This window comes from Phytohabitans sp. LZ39 (genome assembly GCF_059359075.1).
On record NZ_JCADBM010000003.1, the window covers coordinates 47,660 to 67,225 of the forward strand.

Below are 19,566 nucleotides of genomic sequence, written 5' to 3' on the forward strand. Positions count from 1 at the left end.
ATACGCGCGCGCATCCGGCAACGAGCCCTCCTCCGCGGCGCCGCGGGTGCCCCGGCGGCGCCTACTCCGGGCCCGCCTGTGAGGAGACCAGATGACCGAGTACGTCGACATCCGCACCGCCGCCGGCGACGTCGTGCCGTTCGAGGTGGCCGACCCGGACGAGCCGGTGCCGGCCGGCCGCCGCGCGGACCGCTCCGACGAGCTGCTCGAGCAGGGCGTGGCCCGGCTCAAGGCGGTGGCGAGCAGCGTCACCGCCGGGCTCGCCGAGCTGGCGGAGCCGCCGGAGCGGGTCACCGTCGAGATCGGACTCAGCGTCACGGCCGAGGCGACCTTCGTCGTCGCCCGCGCCGCCTCGACCGCCCAGATCCGGGTGGTCGTCGAGTGGGGCCGATCGGACGCGCCGTCGTGATCCAGCTGCGCATGGGTGTCGCCGACGTGGCCCGCACCCGGTTCGGCTACTCGCCGCTCGGCGAGGTGGTGCAGAGCCTGTACCAGCTGTCGTCCCGGCGGGTCTCGCCGCTGCACCGGCCGTGGTGGGAGGCGACCCGCGGCGGCCTGCGGCCCGTCGACATGGAGCTGCTGGCCGCGGTGGTGCCGGCGCGCGCCTACGTCGCGGACTTCCTGTTCCGCGCGGCGAGCCAGGGCGCCGGCGTGGACGGGCAGCTGCGGCTGGTGGCCGAGTCCGACCCGGCCGCCGTCCGCCACGAGCTCGAAGCGGTGTGGCGGGGCCGGCCGATGCCCGAGCCGGCGCGGGCGTTGATCGGCGAGGGTGCGGCCGGCGCCCGGCGGCTGGCCGACGTGCTGTGGGGGTACTGGTCGGCGGCGATCGAGCCGCATTGGCGCCACCTCCACGCGGTGCTCCGCGACGACGTGGCCTACCGGGCGGGTCAGCTGACCGACGGCGGTGTCGACGCGCTGCTGTCCGGCCTGCACCCGGAGGTCAGCGTCCGCGAGGCGGTGCTCCGGATCGACAAGCCCCGCCACTCGGTCGACCACGACCTGGCCGGCGACGGGCTGATGCTGTTCCCGTCGGTGTTCGGCTGGCCCAACCTGATGGTCGACAAGGCTCCCGGCCGGCCCGCGACGCTCGTCTACGCGGCTCGCGGCGTCGGCACGCTGTGGGGGCGCGGTGAGCGGGAGGCCGGCGAGGCGCTGGGCGCGCTGCTCGGCCAGAGCCGCGCGGCGATCCTCGCGCACGTGGCGTCGCCGCGGTCGACCACGGAGATCGCCGGTGAGCTGGGCCAGAGCCCGCCGTCGGTGAGCTTCCACCTGTCGGTGCTGCGGCGCAGCGGCCTGGTGCGCTCGTGGCGGTCCGGGCGGCGGGTGCTCTACCAGCGCACCCAGCTCGCCGAGGGACTGCTCTCGGTCGCCGAGCGCGGGTGATTCCAGCACGGTCGAATCGTTGGTCCCGGAGGCGGCGCCTGGGCACGGTAAGTGCCATGCGAAACCCCACTCGTCGCAACCTCCTCCAGACCGCCGCTGCCGTCGGCGCCGTGGCCGCGCCGCTCGGCTGGGCCGGCGAACCCGCGTCGGCGGCATCCGGCCTCGTGACACCATTTCGGCTGTCGATATCCGACGCCGCCCTGCGCGACCTGCGGCGGCGGCTGGACGCGACCCGGTTTCCGGAGCCGGAGACCGACGTGTCGCAGGGCGCCCCGCTGCGGCGGGTCCGCGACCTCGTCGAGCACTGGCGCACCAGGTACGACTGGCGGCGGGTCGAGGCGCGGCTCAACGGATTCGGCCAGTTCCGCACCCAGATCGACGGGCTGGGCATCCACTTCCTCCACGTACGCTCCCGCCACCGCGACGCCCTCCCGCTGCTGCTGACCCACGGCTGGCCGGGGTCGGTGGTGGAGTTCCTCGACGTGATCGGCCCGCTGACCGACCCCACCGCGTTCGGTGGCAGCGCCGCTGACGCGTTCCACGTGGTGGTGCCGTCGATGCCCGGCTTCGGCTTCTCCGACAAGCCGGCCGCGCCCGGGTGGAACGTTCCACGTATCGCCGGCGCCTGGGGCCAGCTGATGGCCCGCCTCGGCTACCGCCGGTGGCTGGCACAGGGCGGCGACTTCGGCGGCTCGGTGACCCACGAAATGGCCAAGCAGGCGCCCGCCGGGCTGGCCGGCGTCCACCTCAATTTCTTCCCGGTCTTCTCGCCGCCGGTCAGCGACCCGCCAACCGCGGAGGAGCAGCAGGCGCTGGACAAGCTGCGGCGGTTCTTCGACGACGGCGCCGGGTTCGTCTACCAGCAGTCCACCCGCCCGCAGACCCTCGGCTACGGCCTGACCGACTCCCCCGCCGGCCAGGCCGCCTGGATCTTCGAGAAGTTCATGGCGTGGACCGACAGCGACGGCAACCCCGAGCAGGTGCTCGGCCTCGACCGGATGCTCGACGACATCATGCTGTACTGGCTGCCCGGCACCGCCGCCTCCGCCGCGCGCATCTACTGGGAGGACGCGCGCACCGCCGCCACCCCCGACGACTTCCGGGTGCCGGTCGGCTTCACCGTCTTCCCCCACGAGATCGTGCCCACCCCGAAAATCTGGGCCGAACGCATCTACAAGTCCCAGCTGATCTACTTCAACACCGTCGACCGGGGCGGCCACTTCGCCGCCTTCGAACAACCCGCCGTCTTCACCGACGAGGTGCGAAAGTTCGCCCGCCTGCTGCGGTGAGTAAAACGGTTGCGGGCGGTCCCGGCGTTCGGTGATCCTGCCCGCATGGACCTCGCGGACGCGGCGAAAGCCTGGCAGGACGACGGCTTCGTGATCCTGCCAGGCTTCGTCCCGGCCGGCGAGCTGGCGGCCGCGGTCGGCGAGCTCGACCTGCTCTTCCCCTCCGCCGAAGGCTTCCACGACGGCACCGACCCGCGACGCGAGCGCTTCCTCGGCGACGAGTTCGCCGGGATCGACACGTTTCCGTTCGCCAGCACCGAGGTCAGCCTGCTGGCCGTCCACCACCGCATCCTGGCGCTGGCCGAGGCGCTGCTGGGCGGCGGCGACATCCTGCTCCAGTCGGCCGAGGCGTGGGCCAAGTTCACCGGCGCCTGCGACTACGACCAGGACCTGCACCGCGACTACCTCAACCACACCATCCTCGTGCCGAGCACGACGCCGGGCTGCCAGCAGGTGGAGATGTTCGTCTTCCTCCACGACGTGCCCGAGGAGCTCGGCCCGCCGCACCTCGTCTCCCGCCGGCACACCGCCGACCTGCCGGCCGTGCCCAACTGGTATCTGCGCCCGGGCCGGGAGAGCGACTGGCGCTTCGACGACGACAGCGGCAGCCCGCGGCTCTACCGCGCGGAGGTCTCCGGCGCCGGGCCCGCCGGCACGGTCATCGCCTTCGAGCCGGGCACCTTCCACCGCGGCACCCAGCTGACCGCACCCCGCGGCGCCCGATACAGCATGCAGGTCGGCTTCCGCCCGGCGAGCGTCCATTGGGGACAGCGGGTCGCCTGGGCGGCACGGAGCTTCACCAGCGAGTGGTCCGCGTTCGTCGGCCGGGCCAGCCAGCGCCAGCTGGAGGTGTTGGGCTTTCCGCCCCCAGGGCATCCATATTGGACACCGCAGACCCTGGCCGGCGTGGCCCTGCGCTATCCCGACCTCGACCTCACACCGTGGCGCGCCTAGCCGTCCATCGCCGTGACATTTGCCCATGTCCGTGTCAGCGGTAGATCGTATGCTCCCGCGGGCACCGCTCCCGGCCGGCGGCTCGCAGACCGAGCCGAAACCCCCGGCCGTCCACTGCCGGGTCCGCGGTGCAAGCCCACGGGCTCCGGCTTCGGTTGCTGGTGCGGTCAGTGCGGCGCCTCCGGCGGGGCCTCGGGCTTCGCACGCTGGCTGCGGCTTCGGGGGTTGACCCGGCCGCGAAACACAAATGACCGGCGGATCGCCGGGCCCACCTTCCCACTGTTTGGGGATATGGCTCAGCATGTGGGCGGCGTCATGATCGTTAGCCCGATACGGCTGTGACACGCCGACGACCACGCCCCTCTCGGGCTAACGATCATCGAGGGCGGTGGACGCCAGGGCTTGCGGAGCCTTGCTCGCCGGGCCGTCTTGTAGATCGTGGTCATCTGGACCCCCTCCAGGGGGTCTAAACGACCACGATCACCAGGACTTCCCCACCCTCGCCGCCGACCAAGGCCTTGCGACACCACTCTGGACACCCAACCCGGGCCCGCACACAGGCACCCAGACCGCCCTTCCGCGAGGGCACGAATGGGCGACCGCGGGCTTGCGGCGCGGACCTGGCAGTGCGGGTCGGGGATCTCGGCGAGCGCTGCGAGCCGCCGACCCGCGCGTTCTCCGGCGGGAGCGGCGGTCCGCAGCTGACACGGCCCGGGAAATCTGTTTCGAAGGAGCGCTACTTCACTTGGCCGGCCAGTCGGCGTACTTGATGTCGCCGTGCCGCGCGCCCTCGGTGACCGGCACCAGGGACTCCTCGAGGACCTCGGCGCCGAAGTAGTGCGCGTGCGGGTCGGTGACCACCTCGCGCGGGTCGCCCAGCCTGGCCAGGGCGTCGCGGAAGAAGTCGTCCATCCGGACGCGTTCGGGGCCACCCACCTCGACGTGGCCGTTCAACGGCGTGCCCACCGCGACCCGGGCGACCGCCTCGGCGACGTCGTCGCCCGCGATCGGCTGGAAGGCCACCGGCGGGATGACGACCTTGCCGTCCTGGGTGGCCTCGTCGGCGATCCGGCGGACGAACTCGAAGAACTGCGTCGCGTGCACGATCGAGTAGGGCACCCCTGAGTCCTCGATCAGCTTCTCCTGGGCGACCTTCGCCCGGAAGTAGTCGTTGCCCGGTTTCCGGCCCGTGCCTACCACCGAAAGGGCGACGTGGTGGCCGACGCCCGCCACCTTTTCCGCGGCGAGCAGGTTGCCGGTGGAGGTCTCGAAGAACCGCAACACCTCGGCGGCCTCGAACGACGGCGAGTTGGACACGTCGACCACCACCGACGCGCCCGCCAGCGCCTCGGGCAGGCCCGCGCCGGTGAGGGTGTCGACGCCGGTGTTGGGCGACGCCGCCACCGCCTCGTGGCCCTGCTCGGTGAGCTTCGTCACGAGCTTGGACCCGATGAGGCCGGTTCCGCCGATTACCACGATTTTCATGAGTTGCCCTTTCCCTGTGCGCTCTGGTCACCAGCTAAGACAGGGCGGGCCACCGGTCTGTGACAGCCCCGGCGAAGTCATCTCCCGAAGGCGCTGGCCGGTCCCCCCGTGCGGACCGGCCAGCGTGCGTGCCCCCGGTGGTCAGGCGTCGTTGCGGATCCACCTGCGCGGCTTCGACCCCGGCGGCACGGCGATGAGCCCCGACGAGGCGGTGCGCGGCTTCCTGGAGGCGCTGGAGGTGCCGGCGGCGCGGATACCCGTCACCCTGGCCGCGCAGGCCGGCTTGTACCGCAGCCTGCTGGCCGACCGCCGGGCGCTGGTGGTCCTCGACAACGCCCGCGACCCGGAGCAGGTGCGCCCCCTGCTGCCGGCCGCACGCGGCTGCGCCGTGGTGGTGACCAGCCGCGACCAGCTGACCGGCCTGGTGAGCGTCGACGGCGCCCACCCGATCGCGCTGGAGGTGATGAACACCGCCGAGTCGCGGCAGGTGCTCGCCCGGCGCATCGACGGCGCCGGCTGGCCGCCGAGCCGGACGCGGTCGAGCCGATCGTCCGGGCCTGCGCCGGCCTGCCGCTCGCACTGTCCATCGTGGCCGCCCGCGCCGCGACCCGCACGCGGCTCACGCTCGCCTCGCTCGCGGCCGAGCTGCACGACGCCCGCGACCGCCTGGACGCGCTGGCCGGCAGCGACCCGGCGGCGGACGTCCGCGCGCTGTTCTCCTGGTCCTACCGGGCGCTGGACACCGGGACGGCCCGACTCTTCCGCCTGCTCGGCTCCGCCGCCGGCCGGCGTAGCGCCCGAGCCGCTGACCGACTACGCCGGGGCGATGGCGTGGTGCGCGGCGGAGCGGGCCACCCTCGTCGCGCTCATCTGCCAGCCGCACCACGAAGACCGGTACCGGTGGCGGCTGGCCTGGACCATCGCCAACTTCCTCGACCGCCGGGGGCTCTGGCACGACCTCGCCGCGGGCGACCTCGGCGCCGCGCGCGACAGCATGCGCGGCGCGGTCGACATCCTCGACGAGCTCGGCCACCCGGACGCCGACGTGGCGCGCGGGAGGCTGCGCGAGCTGCTCTGAAATTTTGAGCTACCGCGATGTCCGTCGTGGTCCAGACCGTCGCTCCCGCGGCCTCACCCGTCCGCTGTTGGTCACGCTCACCAATGATCGTTAGCCCGGAACCCGTGTGACACGCGGGCGCGAACGCGGGTTTTGGGCTAACGATCACCGACGCGCCGTGGACACCGGGCTTGGCGCGGACGGGGGCATACCGGCAGCTTGACAGCCGCCTTCCGGAAAGCCAGCATGGGAGCGCTTCCATAAATCGTTCTCTATGCATGAGGGGCCCCATGAAGCGTTCTGCCGCACTCCTCCTCGCCGGCGCGGTAGCCGCCGGCCTCACCGCGGCGGTGTTGCCGCAAGCCATCGCCACGGCAGCGGCGGGCTGCCGGGTCGACTACACGATCGTGAGCCAGTGGCAGGGCGGCTTCCAGGGCGACGTGAAGATCACCAACCTGGGCGACCCGATCAGCGGGTGGTCGCTCGGGTTCGACTTCGCCAACGCGGGCCAGCGGGTGACGCAGGGCTGGAACGCCACCTGGACGCAGTCCGGCACCCGGGTCACCGCCGCCAGCTACGGCTGGAACGGGTCGCTCGCCACCAACGCCGCGACGAGCATCGGCTTCACCGGCTCGTGGTCGGGCGCCAACCCGGTGCCGGGCAGCTTCTCGCTCAACGGGACCACCTGCACCGGCACGGTCGGCCCGACGACCGGCGCACCGACCACGCGGCCGCCGACGACCGGCCCGACCACGCCACCGCCGCCGACCGGGACCACGCCGGTCGCGATCAACGGCCAGCTGCGGGTGTGCGGCGTCAACCTGTGCAACCAGTACAACCGGCCGATCCAGCTGCGCGGCATGAGCACGCACGGCATCCAGTGGTTCGGTAGCTGCTACAACAACGCCTCGCTGGACGCGCTGGCCAACGACTGGAAGGCCGACCTCTTCCGGGTCTCCATGTACGTGCAGGAGCAGGGCTACGAGACCAACCCCACCGCGTTCACCAACCAGGTGAACAACCTCGTCGACATGGCCACCGCCCGCGGGCTGTACGTGCTGATCGACTTCCACATCCTCACGCCGGGCGACCCCAACATCAACCTCCAGCACGCGCGGACGTTCTTCGCGAACGTGTCGGCCCGCCACGCCAACAAGAACAACGTCATCTACGAGATCGCCAACGAGCCCAACGGGGTGAGCTGGTCGTCCATCAAGAGCTACGCCGAGCAGGTCATCCCGGTGATCCGCGGCAACGACCCGGACGGCCCCGTCGTCGTCGGCACCCGCGGCTGGTCCTCGCTCGGCGTCTCCGAGGGCGGCAACGAGAACGAGGTCGTCAACAACCCGGTCAACGCGCAGAACGTGATGTACGCCTTCCACTTCTACGCCGCCTCGCACCAGGGCCCGTACCGTGACGCGGTGACCCGCGCGGCGAGCCGCATCCCGCTGTTCGTGACGGAGTTCGGCACGGTCGACTACACCGGCAGCGGCCCGTTCGACCAGGCGAGCAGCACCACCTGGCTCAACCTGCTCGACTCGCTGAAGATCAGCTACGCGAACTGGACCTTCTCCGACCACACCGAGAGCAGCGCGGCGCTGCTGCCCGGCACGTGCAACGGCGGCAACTACAGCGGCAACGGCGTGCTCAAGGCGTCCGGCCAGTTCATCCGCGGCCGCATCATGACCCCGGACAACTTCCCCACCAGCTGAACACCGCCCCTCCGCGAGGGCGCTCCACGAACGTGGGGCGCCCTGTCGCGCGGCTGTCGCGGGGTGAAGCGAGCGTGAAAGCGATCTGAAAGAGCGCGCCACGATGATGGTCGCGGATCCCTGCGCCAGTCACTTCAGACCGAGGAGGCACCCTTGCGGGCCAGAATGACAGCGATCCTGTCCGCCCTGGCGACGACCGTCGCGATGGCGGTGTCCGGCACGCCGGCCGTGGCCGCGCCGGCCACCGAGTACGTCGCCAAGCTCCGGGTGGGCGGCGGTAGCAACACCGAGTTCTTCCGGATCCACCTCGTCGACGCCAACGACATCACGGCCGCGTTCGCGAGCCTCAACAACCAGAGCAACCAGTTTCCGAACGGCCTCATCGTGCGCACCGGGCCGGAGTACAACATCGGGTACAGCTGGCACCTCGACCCGAACGACGTGGAGTTCGTCGACTTCAGCATCGAGGTCTGCGACGGGCTGCCGTCCGATGTGGAGAGTGGCACGCTCACCAGCGACCGCTACTGTCCGTGGTCCGCGCGGGTGGTCAAGATGACCCCGCTGCCCTAGGGAGCTGGCGGCGGCCGTGCCGAGCGAACCCGGCACGGCCGCCGTGACAGCCGGTCAGCTCAGCGGCTCGATCCAGATGTTGCGGTACTGCACGGGGTTTCCGTGGTCCTGGAGGCGGATGGATCCGGTCGCCGGTCCTTCGGGGATGCTACCGCCGGTCGGGCCGGTGATGGCGACGTCGTCGTGCACGCGCACCCCGTTCCAGACCAGGGTCACGCGGGCGTTCTCCGTCTTGTTGCCGGCGCTGTCGTAGCGGGCGGCGCGGTACTCGATGTCGTAGCTCTGCCAGGTCTCCGGCGCGGTCGCGGCGTTGACGTCCGGCGGTTTCTGGAGGTAGATGGCGCCCGCCTCGTTGTTGTCGCGGGTCGGGTCGCCGTACGAGTCGAGGATCTGGATCTCGTACCGTTCCTGGAGGTAGACGCCGCTGTTGCCGCGGTTCTGCCCGGTGACCTCCGGCGGGAGCAGCGGCACCTTGAACTCGACGTGCAGCCGGAAGTCGCCGAAGGCCTGCTTGGTGCGCAGATCGCCGTTGCGGACCTCCATCGCACCGCCCTCGACCCGGGCCCACGACGCCATCCGCCCGTCGGTGTGCTGCCACTCGGACAGGTCGCCGCCGGCGAAGAGCACGAGCCGCTCGCTCGGCTTGCGCACCGAGATCAGGTCGAGGTTGACGTGGCCGGTGTCGGTGGCGTCGACCCGGTACTGGATCGCGTTGACGCCCCGGCGCAGCGTGAGCCGCTCGGTCTTGGTCGCCCACTCCTCCCACGTCACCGTGGACGGCAGCAGGGTCTGCTTGACCTTGCGGCCGTTGACGTACACGCTCACGCTCTTCTCCCCCGAGAACGGGTTCGGCCCGTTGCTGTAGCGCAGCCCCACCTCGTACTCGCCGGCCTCGCTCACCTCGGTGTGGATGGTGGTGGAGGCGTTCAGGTTGCCGTACCCGGCGACGAAGCCGACGCCCGAGTAGCCGCGGTGGTCGGTGGCGAGGCTGGCGCCGCCCTCGCGGTTGCTCTCCTCGGCCTCGTAGAAGACCTGGTCCGGCTGCGGGCCGGGGATGTTGTTGAGGGTGTACCAGGCCTCGGTGTTCCACAGCTCGTCACCGTTGGCGGCGGTGAACGGGCGCGGCGAGCGCAGGTGGACGACGCGGTCGCGCTTGAGGCCGTCGACCGTCAGCGTGACCGTCTTGCGGTCCTGCGAAACGCGCACCCCGGTGACCGCGAGCGTCTCCTCGTCGACCTTCGGGCCGCCGTACTGCGGCGTCGGCGCGTACCGCCACTGCGAGAGCCGGTAGCCCTGCGCGATGTTCTGGATGGTGGCGGTGGAGAGCGGCCGGGTGTACTCGATCTTGAACCCGTCCCGGGTGGCGCTCATCGACTTCATGTCGAAGGCGTTGGTGCCGTTGGGAGTCAGCTTCTGGAGGCCGTGGCGGAGCTTGCCGGCCTGGCCCCAGTTGCCGTCCGAGCCCAGGCCGCCGACGTAGATGGCGCCGTCGGGGCCGATGGTGACCCGGTTGACGCCGGCCTCCAGGCCCTGCGTGTGGCGGAAGACCGCGCCCTGGTACTCGCCGTGCACCTTCTCCAGGTAGGCGCGCTGCAAGCCGCCGTAGGTCACGTCGCCGATGAGCATCTGCCCGCGGAACGGTCCCTTCTTGAGCAGCACCGGCGTGCTCGGCGAGTTGGCGATGTCGTTCTGCGGCAGCCACAGCACCGGCTTGGTGACCGGGTTGGCGTCGAACGGCCCGTCCGGGTTGGTGTAGTGGTTGAAGAAGCGGTCCTGCTGGATGTGCACGAGCTTCGACGAGGGCAGCCAGCCGCCCTGGTTGTCGGTGACGAAGAGCTCGCCGTCCGGGCCCCACCCGAGGCCGTTGGGCGTGCGCAGGCCGCCGGCCACGTACGTCACCTTGCCGGTGCGCTTGTTGACCACGATGCTGGTGCCCCGGTTCTTCGCCGGCTGGGGGTCGGTCGTGGCGCCGCCGAGGTTGATCGAGACCGACAGGTTGAGGTAGAAGTTGCCTCCCTTGTAGAGCATGCCGAAGGCGAACTCGTGGAAGTTGCCGCCGAACGGCCACGTCGCCACCGTGCGGTGCTCGTCGGCGACCTCGTCACCGTTGGTGTCGCGCAGCTCGGTCAGCTCGTGCTTCTGCGAGACGTAGATGGTGCCGTCGACGACGGCGAGGCCCATCGGCTCCTTGAGGCCGCCGGCGACCTTCTTGTACGTGACCTGGCCGGCGCTGGTCTGCCCGGTCACGTTGTCCACTATGTACACCTCGCCGAGCAGCTTGTCGCTGCCGCCCCAGGTGGCGATGACCAGCCGGCCGTCGGCGGTCCAGTCCATCGCGGACACCTGAGGCTCGAAGCCGGCGGGGCGCAGGTCGGTGAGCGTGTAGTCGGGGTGCACCGAGTCGAGCGGGAGGCCGTCTCCCGGCGCGTCGTCGACCCCCTGGCACGCCTTGTAGCCGGGCGCGGTCACCCGCACGACGCCGGCGTCGGTGCTCAGCACGGAGGTGGGCACGACGGCGAACCCGGTGGCGCCCGGCGGTTGCCACGACAGGGTGAGCTGCTGGCCCCCGCCCGCCTCGAAGTGCTCGACGCGCAGGGCGTGATAACCCTGGGTCAGCGTGATCGTGGCGTCCTTCGACGTCGCACCGTGCAGGCCGTCGTGGTCGATCACCAGTGCGTCGTCCAGGTACAGCCGGGAGCCGTCGTCGCTGGTCAGCCGGAACGTGTAGGCGCCGTCGGCGGGGATGTTGACGTTGCCGACGACGTGGGTGAGGAAGTTGTCCTCGAAACCGAAGTCGGCCGCACTGGTCCAGTCGACGACCGGCATCAGCTTGTCGACGTTGGGGGTCTGTCCGGGCTTGAGCGTGCAGATGGTGGAGAGCGGCACCCGTACGTCATACGTACGCAAAGTGACGCCCGGCTCCTGGGGTGGCAGATCCGCGGCCCGGGCGGCGTCCGGCGCGATGCCGGCGGCGGTGAGTGGGCCGAGGAGCGCGAAGCCGAGGAGCGCGGCCAGGCGTCTCACTCTCGCGGGGCGGGGCATTCGGTGGCTCATCGGGAGTGTGCCTCCTTGGACGGTGCTCGGTGGGAGCCGCCGTCGAGCCCCGCGCCGAGGGTGCCAGCCCGGTAGCGGAGAGTGAACCTCGATCGTGGCGGCAGTGGACATCATCGGCCACATTTTTCGACACCGCCAGATCTTTAGAGCGATAATCTCAAACTTTTATCCGTACAGATAAAAGTCGCTACCGATGCCGTCAGGCCAGGAAGTCCAGTGCGGCGTCGCGGTAGCGCTCGACCTTGTGCGGGGCGAGCACGCCGATCCCGTAGTTGGTGTACGGCACCTCGCGATACCCGGGGACGCGGGTCGCGGAGCCGTAGGGCGCGCCGAAGTCGCCCAACGGGTTGTCCGCCCACACCACGTTGGTATGCACGGGATGGTGGCCGTCGTCGAAAACGGGCGGGAGCGGCTCGAAGCCGGCCTGCACGCAGGGGCGCGCGTTGAGCGCGTTCGCCTCGCCGATGACCAGCGCGTCCCGCCCGTGGCGGTCGACGATCAGCGCGTTGGCCAAGAGCATGAGCACCGACGCCACGCTCAGGTCGACGATCGGCTGGAGCTGCTTGCGGTCGATGATGGTGTAGGTGGGTTCCAGCCCCCACGGCCAGACCGCCATGACGAACACGCACATCAGCCGCCCGTCCGGGCCGTTCATCCCGAAGACGTAGTTGCCGCCGGTCGAATACCCGTGGCCGTGCGCCATGTCGCGCGCGGTCCCGGCGTCCAGGTAGAAGAAGTGGGTCAGCAGCCGCACGAACATCGGCACGTCGACGCCGCCGAAACCCCAGTCGCCGAACGGGTCGTTGCACACCAGGCGCAGACCGTGCCCGCGGGCCCGCTCCAGCCGCGCGTGGGCGCGCTCGTGAAAGACGGGTTCCAGTTCCCGCTGGTACATCCGGGCCTGCTGGATCTGCTGGAACACCTCGTCGCGGATCTCCCGTGGCGGCAGCCGGTCCGGCGTGTTCCGGGCGATCCAGAGGCAGGTGAGGCCGCGCCCGTCGACGACCGCGGGCGCCTGGCTGACCTCGATCGCCGTGTCGAACGCCAGCCGGTCGGCCAGCTCCCGCGCGGGCACCGCGCTGTCGACGAGGCCGCGCAGCGACCACCTGCTGCCGCCCGCGCGCCGCGTGTACTCGTCGAGCTCCGCGCAGGCGCGCAGATAACCCTCCACCGTGACCGGCCCGGTCAGGTAGGAGCGGACCCGTCCCATCGCGTCGATGCCCTGGTGGCGCACGTAGCGAAGGGTAGGCGGGCGGGCCTGTCACCACCCTTTCGCCGACCTGTCACACAATGTGCCGGTGACCCGCGTCCGCCTGCTCACCGTCAACGCGCTCATCCGCGGGCACGTCCGGCCCCGGCTGCGCGCGCTCGGCGCGATCCTCGAAGAGTCGGCCTACGACATCGTGTGCCTCCAGGAGGTGCTGCACCCCGGCAGCGTGCGGCTGCTGCGCCGGCTCACGCCCGCCTTCGGCCACGGCTACGCGAGCGGCTTCCCGTTGCTCCACGGTGGACTGTTGCTGCTCTCCCGCTGGCCGCTCGTGCGCCGGCGCTTCGTCCGGTACCCGATGGGCGGCCCGCCGCGCCCGGAGCTGCTGATGCGCAAGGGCGCGCAGGTCGCGGTCGTGGACACCCCGGGCGGCACGCTCGCGGTGGTCAACACCCACCTGTCCGCCAACCGCGACGGCGACTGGGCGCCGGACAACCGGTACACGCGGATCGCTCGTCGCGAGATGGACGCGCTGGCCGGACTTGTCGCGGCGCTTGACCCGGATCTGCCGGTGGTCGTGGCCGGCGACTTCAACGTGCCGCGCGACTCGCCGGTCTTCACCGCCTTCGCCGCGGCGGCCGGCCTGCGCGACGTGCTCGCCGGTGACACGGCGCCCACCTACCGGCCCACAGCACGGTTTCCGGCGCCGCCGGCGCTCGACCAGGTGCTGGTCCGGTCCACACCGGACCGGTCGCTGGACGCGCGGGCGCGGCTCGTCTTCCAGGACGCGGTGGCACTGCCCGGCGGGCGCACGGCGTACCTGTCCGACCACTACGGCATCGAGGCCGACCTGACGATTGCGTGATCTAGCAAGGAAAGTTGTCGATCACGTCGCGGAGGCAGACAGTCACTCCTTCCTGTGCTTGGATCGGTCGGTGTTACGGGGGAGGTGAGTTCGGTGGTGGTTCGAGCCTTGGCGGCCCTGGTCACCGCCGTCGTCGTCGGGGCGCTCACGCCCGGCCCGGCGATGGCGGTGGCAGACGAGCCGGAGTGGCACCGCGCGACGTGCTTCGGCGGGGCCATCGACTCGATCGAGCTGACGGTGCAGGCCACACAGCGGGGCCAGGCGTTTCTGACGCTCAGCGGGCATCTCGACTGCGGCTCCGGCGACAAGCGGGCCAGCTTCGCGTGGGCCCACTACGAAAGCGACGAGCAGGTGGGCACCCTGAGTCGCAACGATCTGCGGCGCTACCGACACGCGTCGCTGACGCCCTTCTCGGAGGGTCGGTACGTCAAGCACGGTGCCGTCAACTTCATGGCCTGCGTGGTCACCGACTACGACGTGGTCATCGACTGCGTGCAGGTGTCGCGTGACCTCTCGGCGCCGGCGGTCGAGGTGACACGGCTGCTCGAGAAGGACGCGACGTACAGCCGCGACGTCACCATGCAGGACGGCGACGTTCGCCCCGCGTGCGGCGGCTGCTGGTAGCTGGCGCGGCGGCGACAAACATCGGCCGGCCCGGGTGAGCGGCTGCCGAAGGCCGTGGGCCACCGCGCTAGTGGGCCGGCTCGATCTGCGCGAGCGGTGCCAGCACCGACTCGGCGGCGCCGGTGACGAAGCCGACCGGATCGGGCTGCGGCACGCGGAGATGGACGTGACGCACGCCGAGCGCGGCGAGCTTTTCGGCGTTGCGGAGAAACTCGTCGCGGTCCTGGATCGGGTCGATGTCGTTTTGCACCGTGATCCGGATGTCGGCGATGTCGCGCCCCTCGCGCTCGCAGTGGCGGCGCAGCACGTCGATCTTGTGGCGCACCTCGTCGATCCCGGTGACGGTGAGGTTGCAGGCGTCGGCGTACTTGGCGACCATCCGGAGCGTCTTCTGCTCGCCGTTGCCGCCGATGAGGATCGGCGGGCGTGGGCGGCGCAGCGACCGCGGCCGGTTGAGCGTCTCGGCGAGCGTGTAGTGCCGGCCGCGGTACGGCCCGTCGTCGTCGCTCCACATCTGGAGGCAGACCTGGACCGCTTCCTCCATCCGCTCGAACCGCTCCGCCAGCGGCGGAAACGGCACGCCGAGCCCGAGGTGCTCGCGTTCGTACCACGCCGCGCCGATGCCGAGCACGGCCCGGCCGCCGGACAGCACGTCGAGCGTCGTCACGGTCTTGGCCAGCAGGCCCGGGTGGCGGTAGGTCACGCCGGTCACGAGCGTCGCCAACTGGATGCGGGAGGTGTGCGCGGCGACGAAGCCGAGCGCGGTGTAGCCCTCCAGCATCGGCTCCTCGGCCGGCCACATCTTCTCCATCTGGAAGAAGTGGTCCATGACCGTGAACAGCGCGAAGCCGGCCTCGTCGGCGACCTTCGCGGTGTCGGCCAGCAAGGGCGCGATCACCGCGTCGCCGCCGGGGTTGGTGAAGTGTCGGAAGTGGATGCCCGCGTCCATGCGGCTCACCCTAATAGAGCTTTCCGGGGGCCGGCGGGCTACGAGCCGAGGAGCACGAAGTCGCCCAGCGCGGGCGGCTCTTCTCCGCCGCCCCAGTACTCGCCGTTGCCGCCGACGAGCTCGATGCCGTGGTTGCCGCCGACCCGGCGCAGCAGGTGGGTAAACGCCCTCTGGCCGGGCTCGTGCCGGAAGAACGCCTGGAACTCCGCGTACCCGCCCACGCCGCCGACGGCCGCGACCTCCTTGCCGTCCTTGCCGTTGATCATCGCGTTGCTCGTCGACGAGCGCGGCGGGTCCTGCCCCGCGCGGCCGCCGTCCACCGAGATCGCCAGCCACCGCCACCCGTCGGGCCCGGTCGGGCCGGACAGGCTCTGCACGCCCGTGATCCGGCGACCGTCCTCGGTGATCCGGTCGAGGTTGGGCACGGCCCGGGGCTGCGAGCCGTCGGGCCTGGCCACGATCACCGCACCGGCCGGCGTGACGAACGCGATGGCGGTGCCGTCGGCGGACCAGACCAGGTGCCGGGCGTCGGGGAGGTTGCGCCGCAGCGGGGTGAAGCGCCCGTCCGACAGGTCGACGACGCCGACCACGGCACGCTTCGCGCCGGCGCCGACGTCGCGGACGATGAGCTGGCGCGCGTCCGGCGACCAGGCCGGGGCGAGCTGGTCGCCATCGACGCCGCGCCGCAGGATCCGGTCGTTCTCCCGCCCGGCCAGGTCGGCTATGTGCAGCGCGCCGTCCCCGGTGACCCAGGTGACCCACTTGCCGTCCGGCGAGACGGTGGCGTTGCGCGCCGCCTCGGGTGGTAGTTCGCAGCGGTAAACCGGTCGGACCATGCCCGGTTGCCAGGAGACGAGCCGATACTTGCCGGTGGCCAGGTCCGGGTGCCGCGCGAGGTAGAAGAGCTCGTCGACGGTCGGCTGCGGTGTGTGGGTGGCCCAGCCCTCCGGGTCGCGCCAGGGGGGCCGCTGCTCGGCGACCGCGCAGCTCGTCGAGGCTTCGACGGTGCCCGGCAGGGGCGCGTCTCCCCCGGCCGGGGCGAACACGCGTGCGGTGGTGAAGATCGTCGCACCGACGAGCACCGCGGCACCGGCACCGGCGGCGGCCGCCCGGCGCATCGCGAGCCGGCGGGCCGTCGCGCGTACCCGGTCGCTCAGGTCGACGAGTTCCACGTCCGAGGCCAGCGTGTCGAGCGCGTGGCGCAGGAGGTCGGTCACTGTTCGCGCCTTTCCGTGAGGGAGCTGAGTTCGGGAGCCACGACGCGCAGGCGCGCCAGCGCCTTCGAGGTCTGCGACTTGACGGTGCCGATCGTCACGCCGAGCAGGGCGGCGGCCTCCGCCTCGGTGCAGTCCTCGAAGAACCGCAGCACGAGGACCGCACGCTGCCGGGCGGAGAGCTTGAGGAGGGCGGCCCGCATGGACAGGCGCAGGTCCGTCGCGGCCATCGCGTCGGTGTACGCGCCGCCCCGCGGCTCGGGCGGCTCGGCGGTCACCCACTCCGGGACGCGGCGGCGCCGCCAGATGGAGATCTGACTGTGGTACATGACCTTGCGCGTGTACGCCTCGAGGAAGGCCGGATCGCGGAGCCGGCGCCACCGGCGGTACGCCTTGGCGAGGCTCGTCTGCACCAGGTCCTCGGCGAGGTGCTGGTCGCCGGTCAGCAGGTAGGCGGCGCGCAGCAGGGCCGGCGTGCGCACCTTGACGAACGCGTCGAAGTCTCGCACCTCCGCCGCCGCAGGCAGCCTGATCTCCTCTTTTGCGGACAGTTCCCAGGTCACGCGGCTCTCCGATGTCCGGCGTCGGGGTGACTCATCTTCTTGCGCCACCCCTGACGCCGGAAAGCCCTTCGACGGTTGCCGCCGACCGGTGCCAAACCGCGCGACCCAGCCGTCACAGTGTTACGCGCATCGACAAACATCGAGAAGACGGCCGCCCCCACCAGCGATGATCGTCCACGATGGACACGTTAACGCGGGCACATTAGACTCCTGGTCTATGGGAGCGCTCCCAAGGCGCGCCCACCACAACGGAATACACGGGGGAGGACGTCGATGCGCGTCGGTAGAAGCGTGCTCGCGGCGGTGGTGTCGCTCGCGCTCGCGTTGGGCGGTGGTGCGGCCGCGCGGGCAGATCCGGCCACACCGGACGGCTGGCGGGTAAAGCGCGGCGACAAAGGGTTCGAGCTGATTTGGCACGCACCGAAGCGGGTGCCGATCGGCGACGCGATGGTCACTTTCCACGCCGGTGACCGACTCTTGGGGCAGCCGGTGGCGGCGCGCGACCAGCGCACGTTCCGCCTCGCCGTCGACGGCGTGGCGGCGCGCGACCTGGCCGGTCTCCAGGTCCGGGCCGGGGGCCGCCGCCTTGACGTGCCGGTCGCCGACCGTCCGGGCGCGGTCGCCGGGAAGGCTTTCGCGGCGGCGCAGCTGCCGCCCAACCCGGTCGACCCGGGCACGCCCGGCTCGTTCGCCACGATCTCCGGCGAGTACACGCTGCCGGACATCCAGCTGCCCGGCTACACCGCGCCGGTGGAGATGCGCGGGCTCGTCGTGGCGCCGCAGGGCGCGTCGGGCCAGCGCCCGCTGGTGCTCTTCCTGCACGGCCGGCACGCCACCTGCTACCAGGGCACGGCGGAGCCGACACTCGACTGGCCGTGCCCGGCCGGCTGGACGCCGGTGCCGAGCTACCGCGGCTACCAGCGGGCCCAGCAGCTGCTCGCCTCGCAGGGGTACGTGACCGTGTCCATCTCCGCCAACGGCGTCAACGCGCAGGACGGTGTCATCGCCGCGCCGCGCGACGGTGGCGCGCAGGCCCGCTCGTCGCTGGTCCGCACCCACCTGGCGCGCTGGGCCGACTGGGCCGGCACCGGCCGCCCGAGCGCGCCCGCCATCGTGCGGTCGGCGCCGGTGACCGACATGACGCGGGTGCTGCTGTTCGGCCACTCGCGCGGTGGCGAGGGCGCCAGCCGGGCCGCGGTCGACAGCCTCACCCCGCCGCCGGCCGGCCAGGACGGGTACACCGGCACGGTGCGCTGGCAGATCCGCGGGCTCGCGCTGGTCGGACCGACTGCCCTTTCGCAGAACCCGGCGCCCGACGTGCCGTCGATGACGATCCTGCCCAGCTGCGACGGTGACGTCGCCGACCTCGAAGGCCAGCAGTACGTGGACGCGACCCGCCGGGTCGGCCGCGGCTTCGCCTTGCACAGCGCGGTCTTCGCGATCGGCGCCAACCACAACTACTTCAACACCGAGTGGACGCCCGGCCTGTCGGCGGCGCCGTCGTTCGACGACTACCCCAGCCCGCACGACCCGGTGTGCCGTTCGGTCTCCCCCACCCGGCTGACGCCCGACCAGCAGCAGAAGGTCGGCGCCACCTACGCCGCCGCCGCGGCCGCGACTTTCGTGGCCGGCAACGACCAGGTGCGGCCGCTGCTCGACGGCTCCGGGTTCCGGGCCCCGTCGGTCGACCCGGCGGTCGTGCTCAGCCACGCGATCGGCGGCAACCGCACGCCGCTCCTGGTGCCTGAAGCGTCCACAGTGGTCAGTGGTACGGGCGGCGTGCTGTGCGAGCAGGTGACGACCTGCGACAACTCGCGAGCCCCGCACTTCGACCAGTTCGGGCCGGTCCGCCCCGAGGCCGGCCGTTACGCGGTGCGGGTGCACTGGACCGCGCCGGGCACCCCGGTCAGCCTCCGGCCCCCGGCGGCGGTCTCGCTGTCCAACGCCCAGGCCGTGGCCCTGCGGGTGGTCGTGCCGGCCGGCTCGCCCGGCACCCAGTTCGACGTCGCGATCACCGACAGCGCCGGCCGGCGGGCCACGCTCGGCACCACCACGCTCGACCCGATGCCGTCGCCGACCCAGACGTCGTACGACTGGGCGCAGGAAGTGCGGATGCCGCTGACCAACGCCACGGCCGCCGGGCTCAACCTCGCCCAGATCGCGACGCTGGAGATCGTGCCACGCGCCGGCGAGACGTGGGCCCGCGTCTGGCTGATCGACGCCTGGGGCTGGCGCCCCGGCCTGCCGGCGCCGCAGGCGGCCTCGCTGCCCCGCGTCGACCTCGGCGAGCTGACCGTCCAAGAAGGAGACTCCGGCACCGTCACCCACCAGGTGCCGGCCCGGGTCACCGGCAGCGGCAACGGCCAGGTACGCGTCTTCGTCGTAGACCCGGTCACGGGCACGGCGACGGCGAGCGTGGTCCCGGTGCCGCCGGGCAGCACCAGCATCGCCATCCCCATCCAGGTCACCGGCAACACCCAGCCGGGCGACGGCCGCACGTACATCGTGGCCGCCAAGGCCATCAGCGGCGCGTCGGCCGGCGACGTCTACGGCGTGCTGACCGTCCAGGACGACGACGCCTAGCCCGCGGGATAGAGATTTTCGGGCGCCCCACACCTTTCGGAGTCGCGGTGGCTTGGA

General features: G+C 71.7%; 16 protein-coding genes. 10 read left to right on the forward strand and 6 right to left on the reverse strand.

Translation table 11 applies throughout. The features are described 5' to 3' along the window. Positions 1-91: 91 nt before the first annotated feature. Genes AC5L36_RS06880 through AC5L36_RS06895 form a run of 4 tightly spaced genes read left to right on the forward strand, consistent with a single transcriptional unit; the run spans position 92 to position 3,626 of the window. On the forward strand, positions 92-409 hold the full coding sequence (locus AC5L36_RS06880) for a CU044_2847 family protein (RefSeq protein WP_441220731.1): 318 nt from the start codon (positions 92-94) through the stop codon (positions 407-409). Beyond that, positions 382-1,383, forward strand: a complete 1,002-nt coding sequence (locus tag AC5L36_RS06885; protein ID WP_441220733.1) for an ArsR/SmtB family transcription factor — start codon at positions 382-384, stop codon at positions 1,381-1,383. Before AC5L36_RS06880 ends, AC5L36_RS06885 begins: the two co-directional genes overlap by 28 nt. A gap of 56 nt (positions 1,384-1,439) precedes the next feature. Next, complete coding sequence (locus AC5L36_RS06890; RefSeq protein WP_441220735.1) at positions 1,440-2,672, forward strand: epoxide hydrolase family protein; 1,233 nt, start codon at positions 1,440-1,442, stop codon at positions 2,670-2,672. Between the two features lie 45 nt (positions 2,673-2,717). Continuing rightward, a complete protein-coding gene (locus AC5L36_RS06895; RefSeq protein ID WP_441220737.1) occupies positions 2,718-3,626 on the forward strand; it encodes a phytanoyl-CoA dioxygenase family protein in 909 nt (302 codons plus the stop codon). Positions 3,627-4,367: 741 nt separating this feature from the next. On the opposite strand, the gene AC5L36_RS06900 is transcribed toward AC5L36_RS06895, so the two are convergent. After that, positions 4,368-5,111: an SDR family oxidoreductase gene (locus AC5L36_RS06900; RefSeq protein ID WP_441220739.1), complete on the reverse strand. Its 744-nt coding sequence runs from the start codon at positions 5,109-5,111 to the stop codon at positions 4,368-4,370. A 124-nt stretch (positions 5,112-5,235) separates the two neighbouring features. Between AC5L36_RS06900 and AC5L36_RS06905 the strand changes: the two genes are divergently transcribed. The 3 genes from AC5L36_RS06905 (at position 5,236) to AC5L36_RS06915 (ending at position 8,450) form a co-directional block, all read left to right on the forward strand. After that, entirely contained in the window at positions 5,236-6,189 is a 954-nt protein-coding gene (locus AC5L36_RS06905) for a hypothetical protein (RefSeq protein ID WP_441220741.1), read from the forward strand. Positions 6,190-6,458: 269 nt separating this feature from the next. Beyond that, positions 6,459-7,880, forward strand: a complete 1,422-nt coding sequence (locus tag AC5L36_RS06910) for a cellulase family glycosylhydrolase (protein ID WP_441220743.1) — start codon at positions 6,459-6,461, stop codon at positions 7,878-7,880. Positions 7,881-8,033: 153 nt separating this feature from the next. Next, entirely contained in the window at positions 8,034-8,450 is a 417-nt protein-coding gene (locus tag AC5L36_RS06915; RefSeq protein WP_441220745.1) for a BP74-related protein, read from the forward strand. A 54-nt stretch (positions 8,451-8,504) separates the two neighbouring features. Here AC5L36_RS06915 and AC5L36_RS06920 read toward each other — a convergent pair whose 3' ends face one another. Together AC5L36_RS06920 and AC5L36_RS06925 are read right to left on the reverse strand one after the other, a co-directional pair. Next, a complete protein-coding gene (locus AC5L36_RS06920) occupies positions 8,505-11,504 on the reverse strand; it encodes a 3-keto-alpha-glucoside-1,2-lyase-like domain-containing protein (protein WP_441220747.1) in 3,000 nt (999 codons plus the stop codon). 199 nt (positions 11,505-11,703) lie between these two features. After that, positions 11,704-12,738, reverse strand: a complete 1,035-nt coding sequence (locus AC5L36_RS06925; RefSeq protein ID WP_441220749.1) for a hypothetical protein — start codon at positions 12,736-12,738, stop codon at positions 11,704-11,706. 64 nt (positions 12,739-12,802) lie between these two features. On the opposite strand from AC5L36_RS06925, the gene AC5L36_RS06930 reads away from it, so the two are divergent. Then, positions 12,803-13,576: an endonuclease/exonuclease/phosphatase family protein gene (locus AC5L36_RS06930; RefSeq protein WP_441220751.1), complete on the forward strand. Its 774-nt coding sequence runs from the start codon at positions 12,803-12,805 to the stop codon at positions 13,574-13,576. A 93-nt stretch (positions 13,577-13,669) separates the two neighbouring features. Beyond that, a complete protein-coding gene (locus AC5L36_RS06935) occupies positions 13,670-14,200 on the forward strand; it encodes a hypothetical protein (protein ID WP_441220753.1) in 531 nt (176 codons plus the stop codon). Between the two features lie 67 nt (positions 14,201-14,267). Here the strand turns inward: AC5L36_RS06935 and AC5L36_RS06940 are convergent, their stop codons facing one another. The 3 genes from AC5L36_RS06940 to AC5L36_RS06950 are packed head-to-tail and all read right to left on the reverse strand — an operon-like array spanning position 14,268 to position 16,926. Next, the gene (locus AC5L36_RS06940; RefSeq protein ID WP_441220755.1) at positions 14,268-15,149 is read right to left on the reverse strand and encodes an LLM class F420-dependent oxidoreductase; all 882 of its coding nucleotides are present in this window, start codon (positions 15,147-15,149) and stop codon (positions 14,268-14,270) included. A 38-nt stretch (positions 15,150-15,187) separates the two neighbouring features. Further along, positions 15,188-16,366 carry a TolB-like translocation protein gene (locus AC5L36_RS06945; protein ID WP_441220757.1) on the reverse strand — a complete coding sequence of 393 codons (1,179 nt, stop codon included), beginning with the start codon at positions 16,364-16,366 and terminating at the stop codon, positions 15,188-15,190. Beyond that, entirely contained in the window at positions 16,363-16,926 is a 564-nt protein-coding gene (locus tag AC5L36_RS06950; RefSeq protein WP_441220759.1) for a SigE family RNA polymerase sigma factor, read from the reverse strand. Before AC5L36_RS06950 ends, AC5L36_RS06945 begins: the two co-directional genes overlap by 4 nt. Positions 16,927-17,199: 273 nt before the next feature. On the opposite strand from AC5L36_RS06950, the gene AC5L36_RS06955 reads away from it, so the two are divergent. Next, the gene (locus AC5L36_RS06955; protein ID WP_441220761.1) at positions 17,200-19,509 is read left to right on the forward strand and encodes an alpha/beta hydrolase family protein; all 2,310 of its coding nucleotides are present in this window, start codon (positions 17,200-17,202) and stop codon (positions 19,507-19,509) included. Positions 19,510-19,566 lie beyond the last annotated feature (57 nt).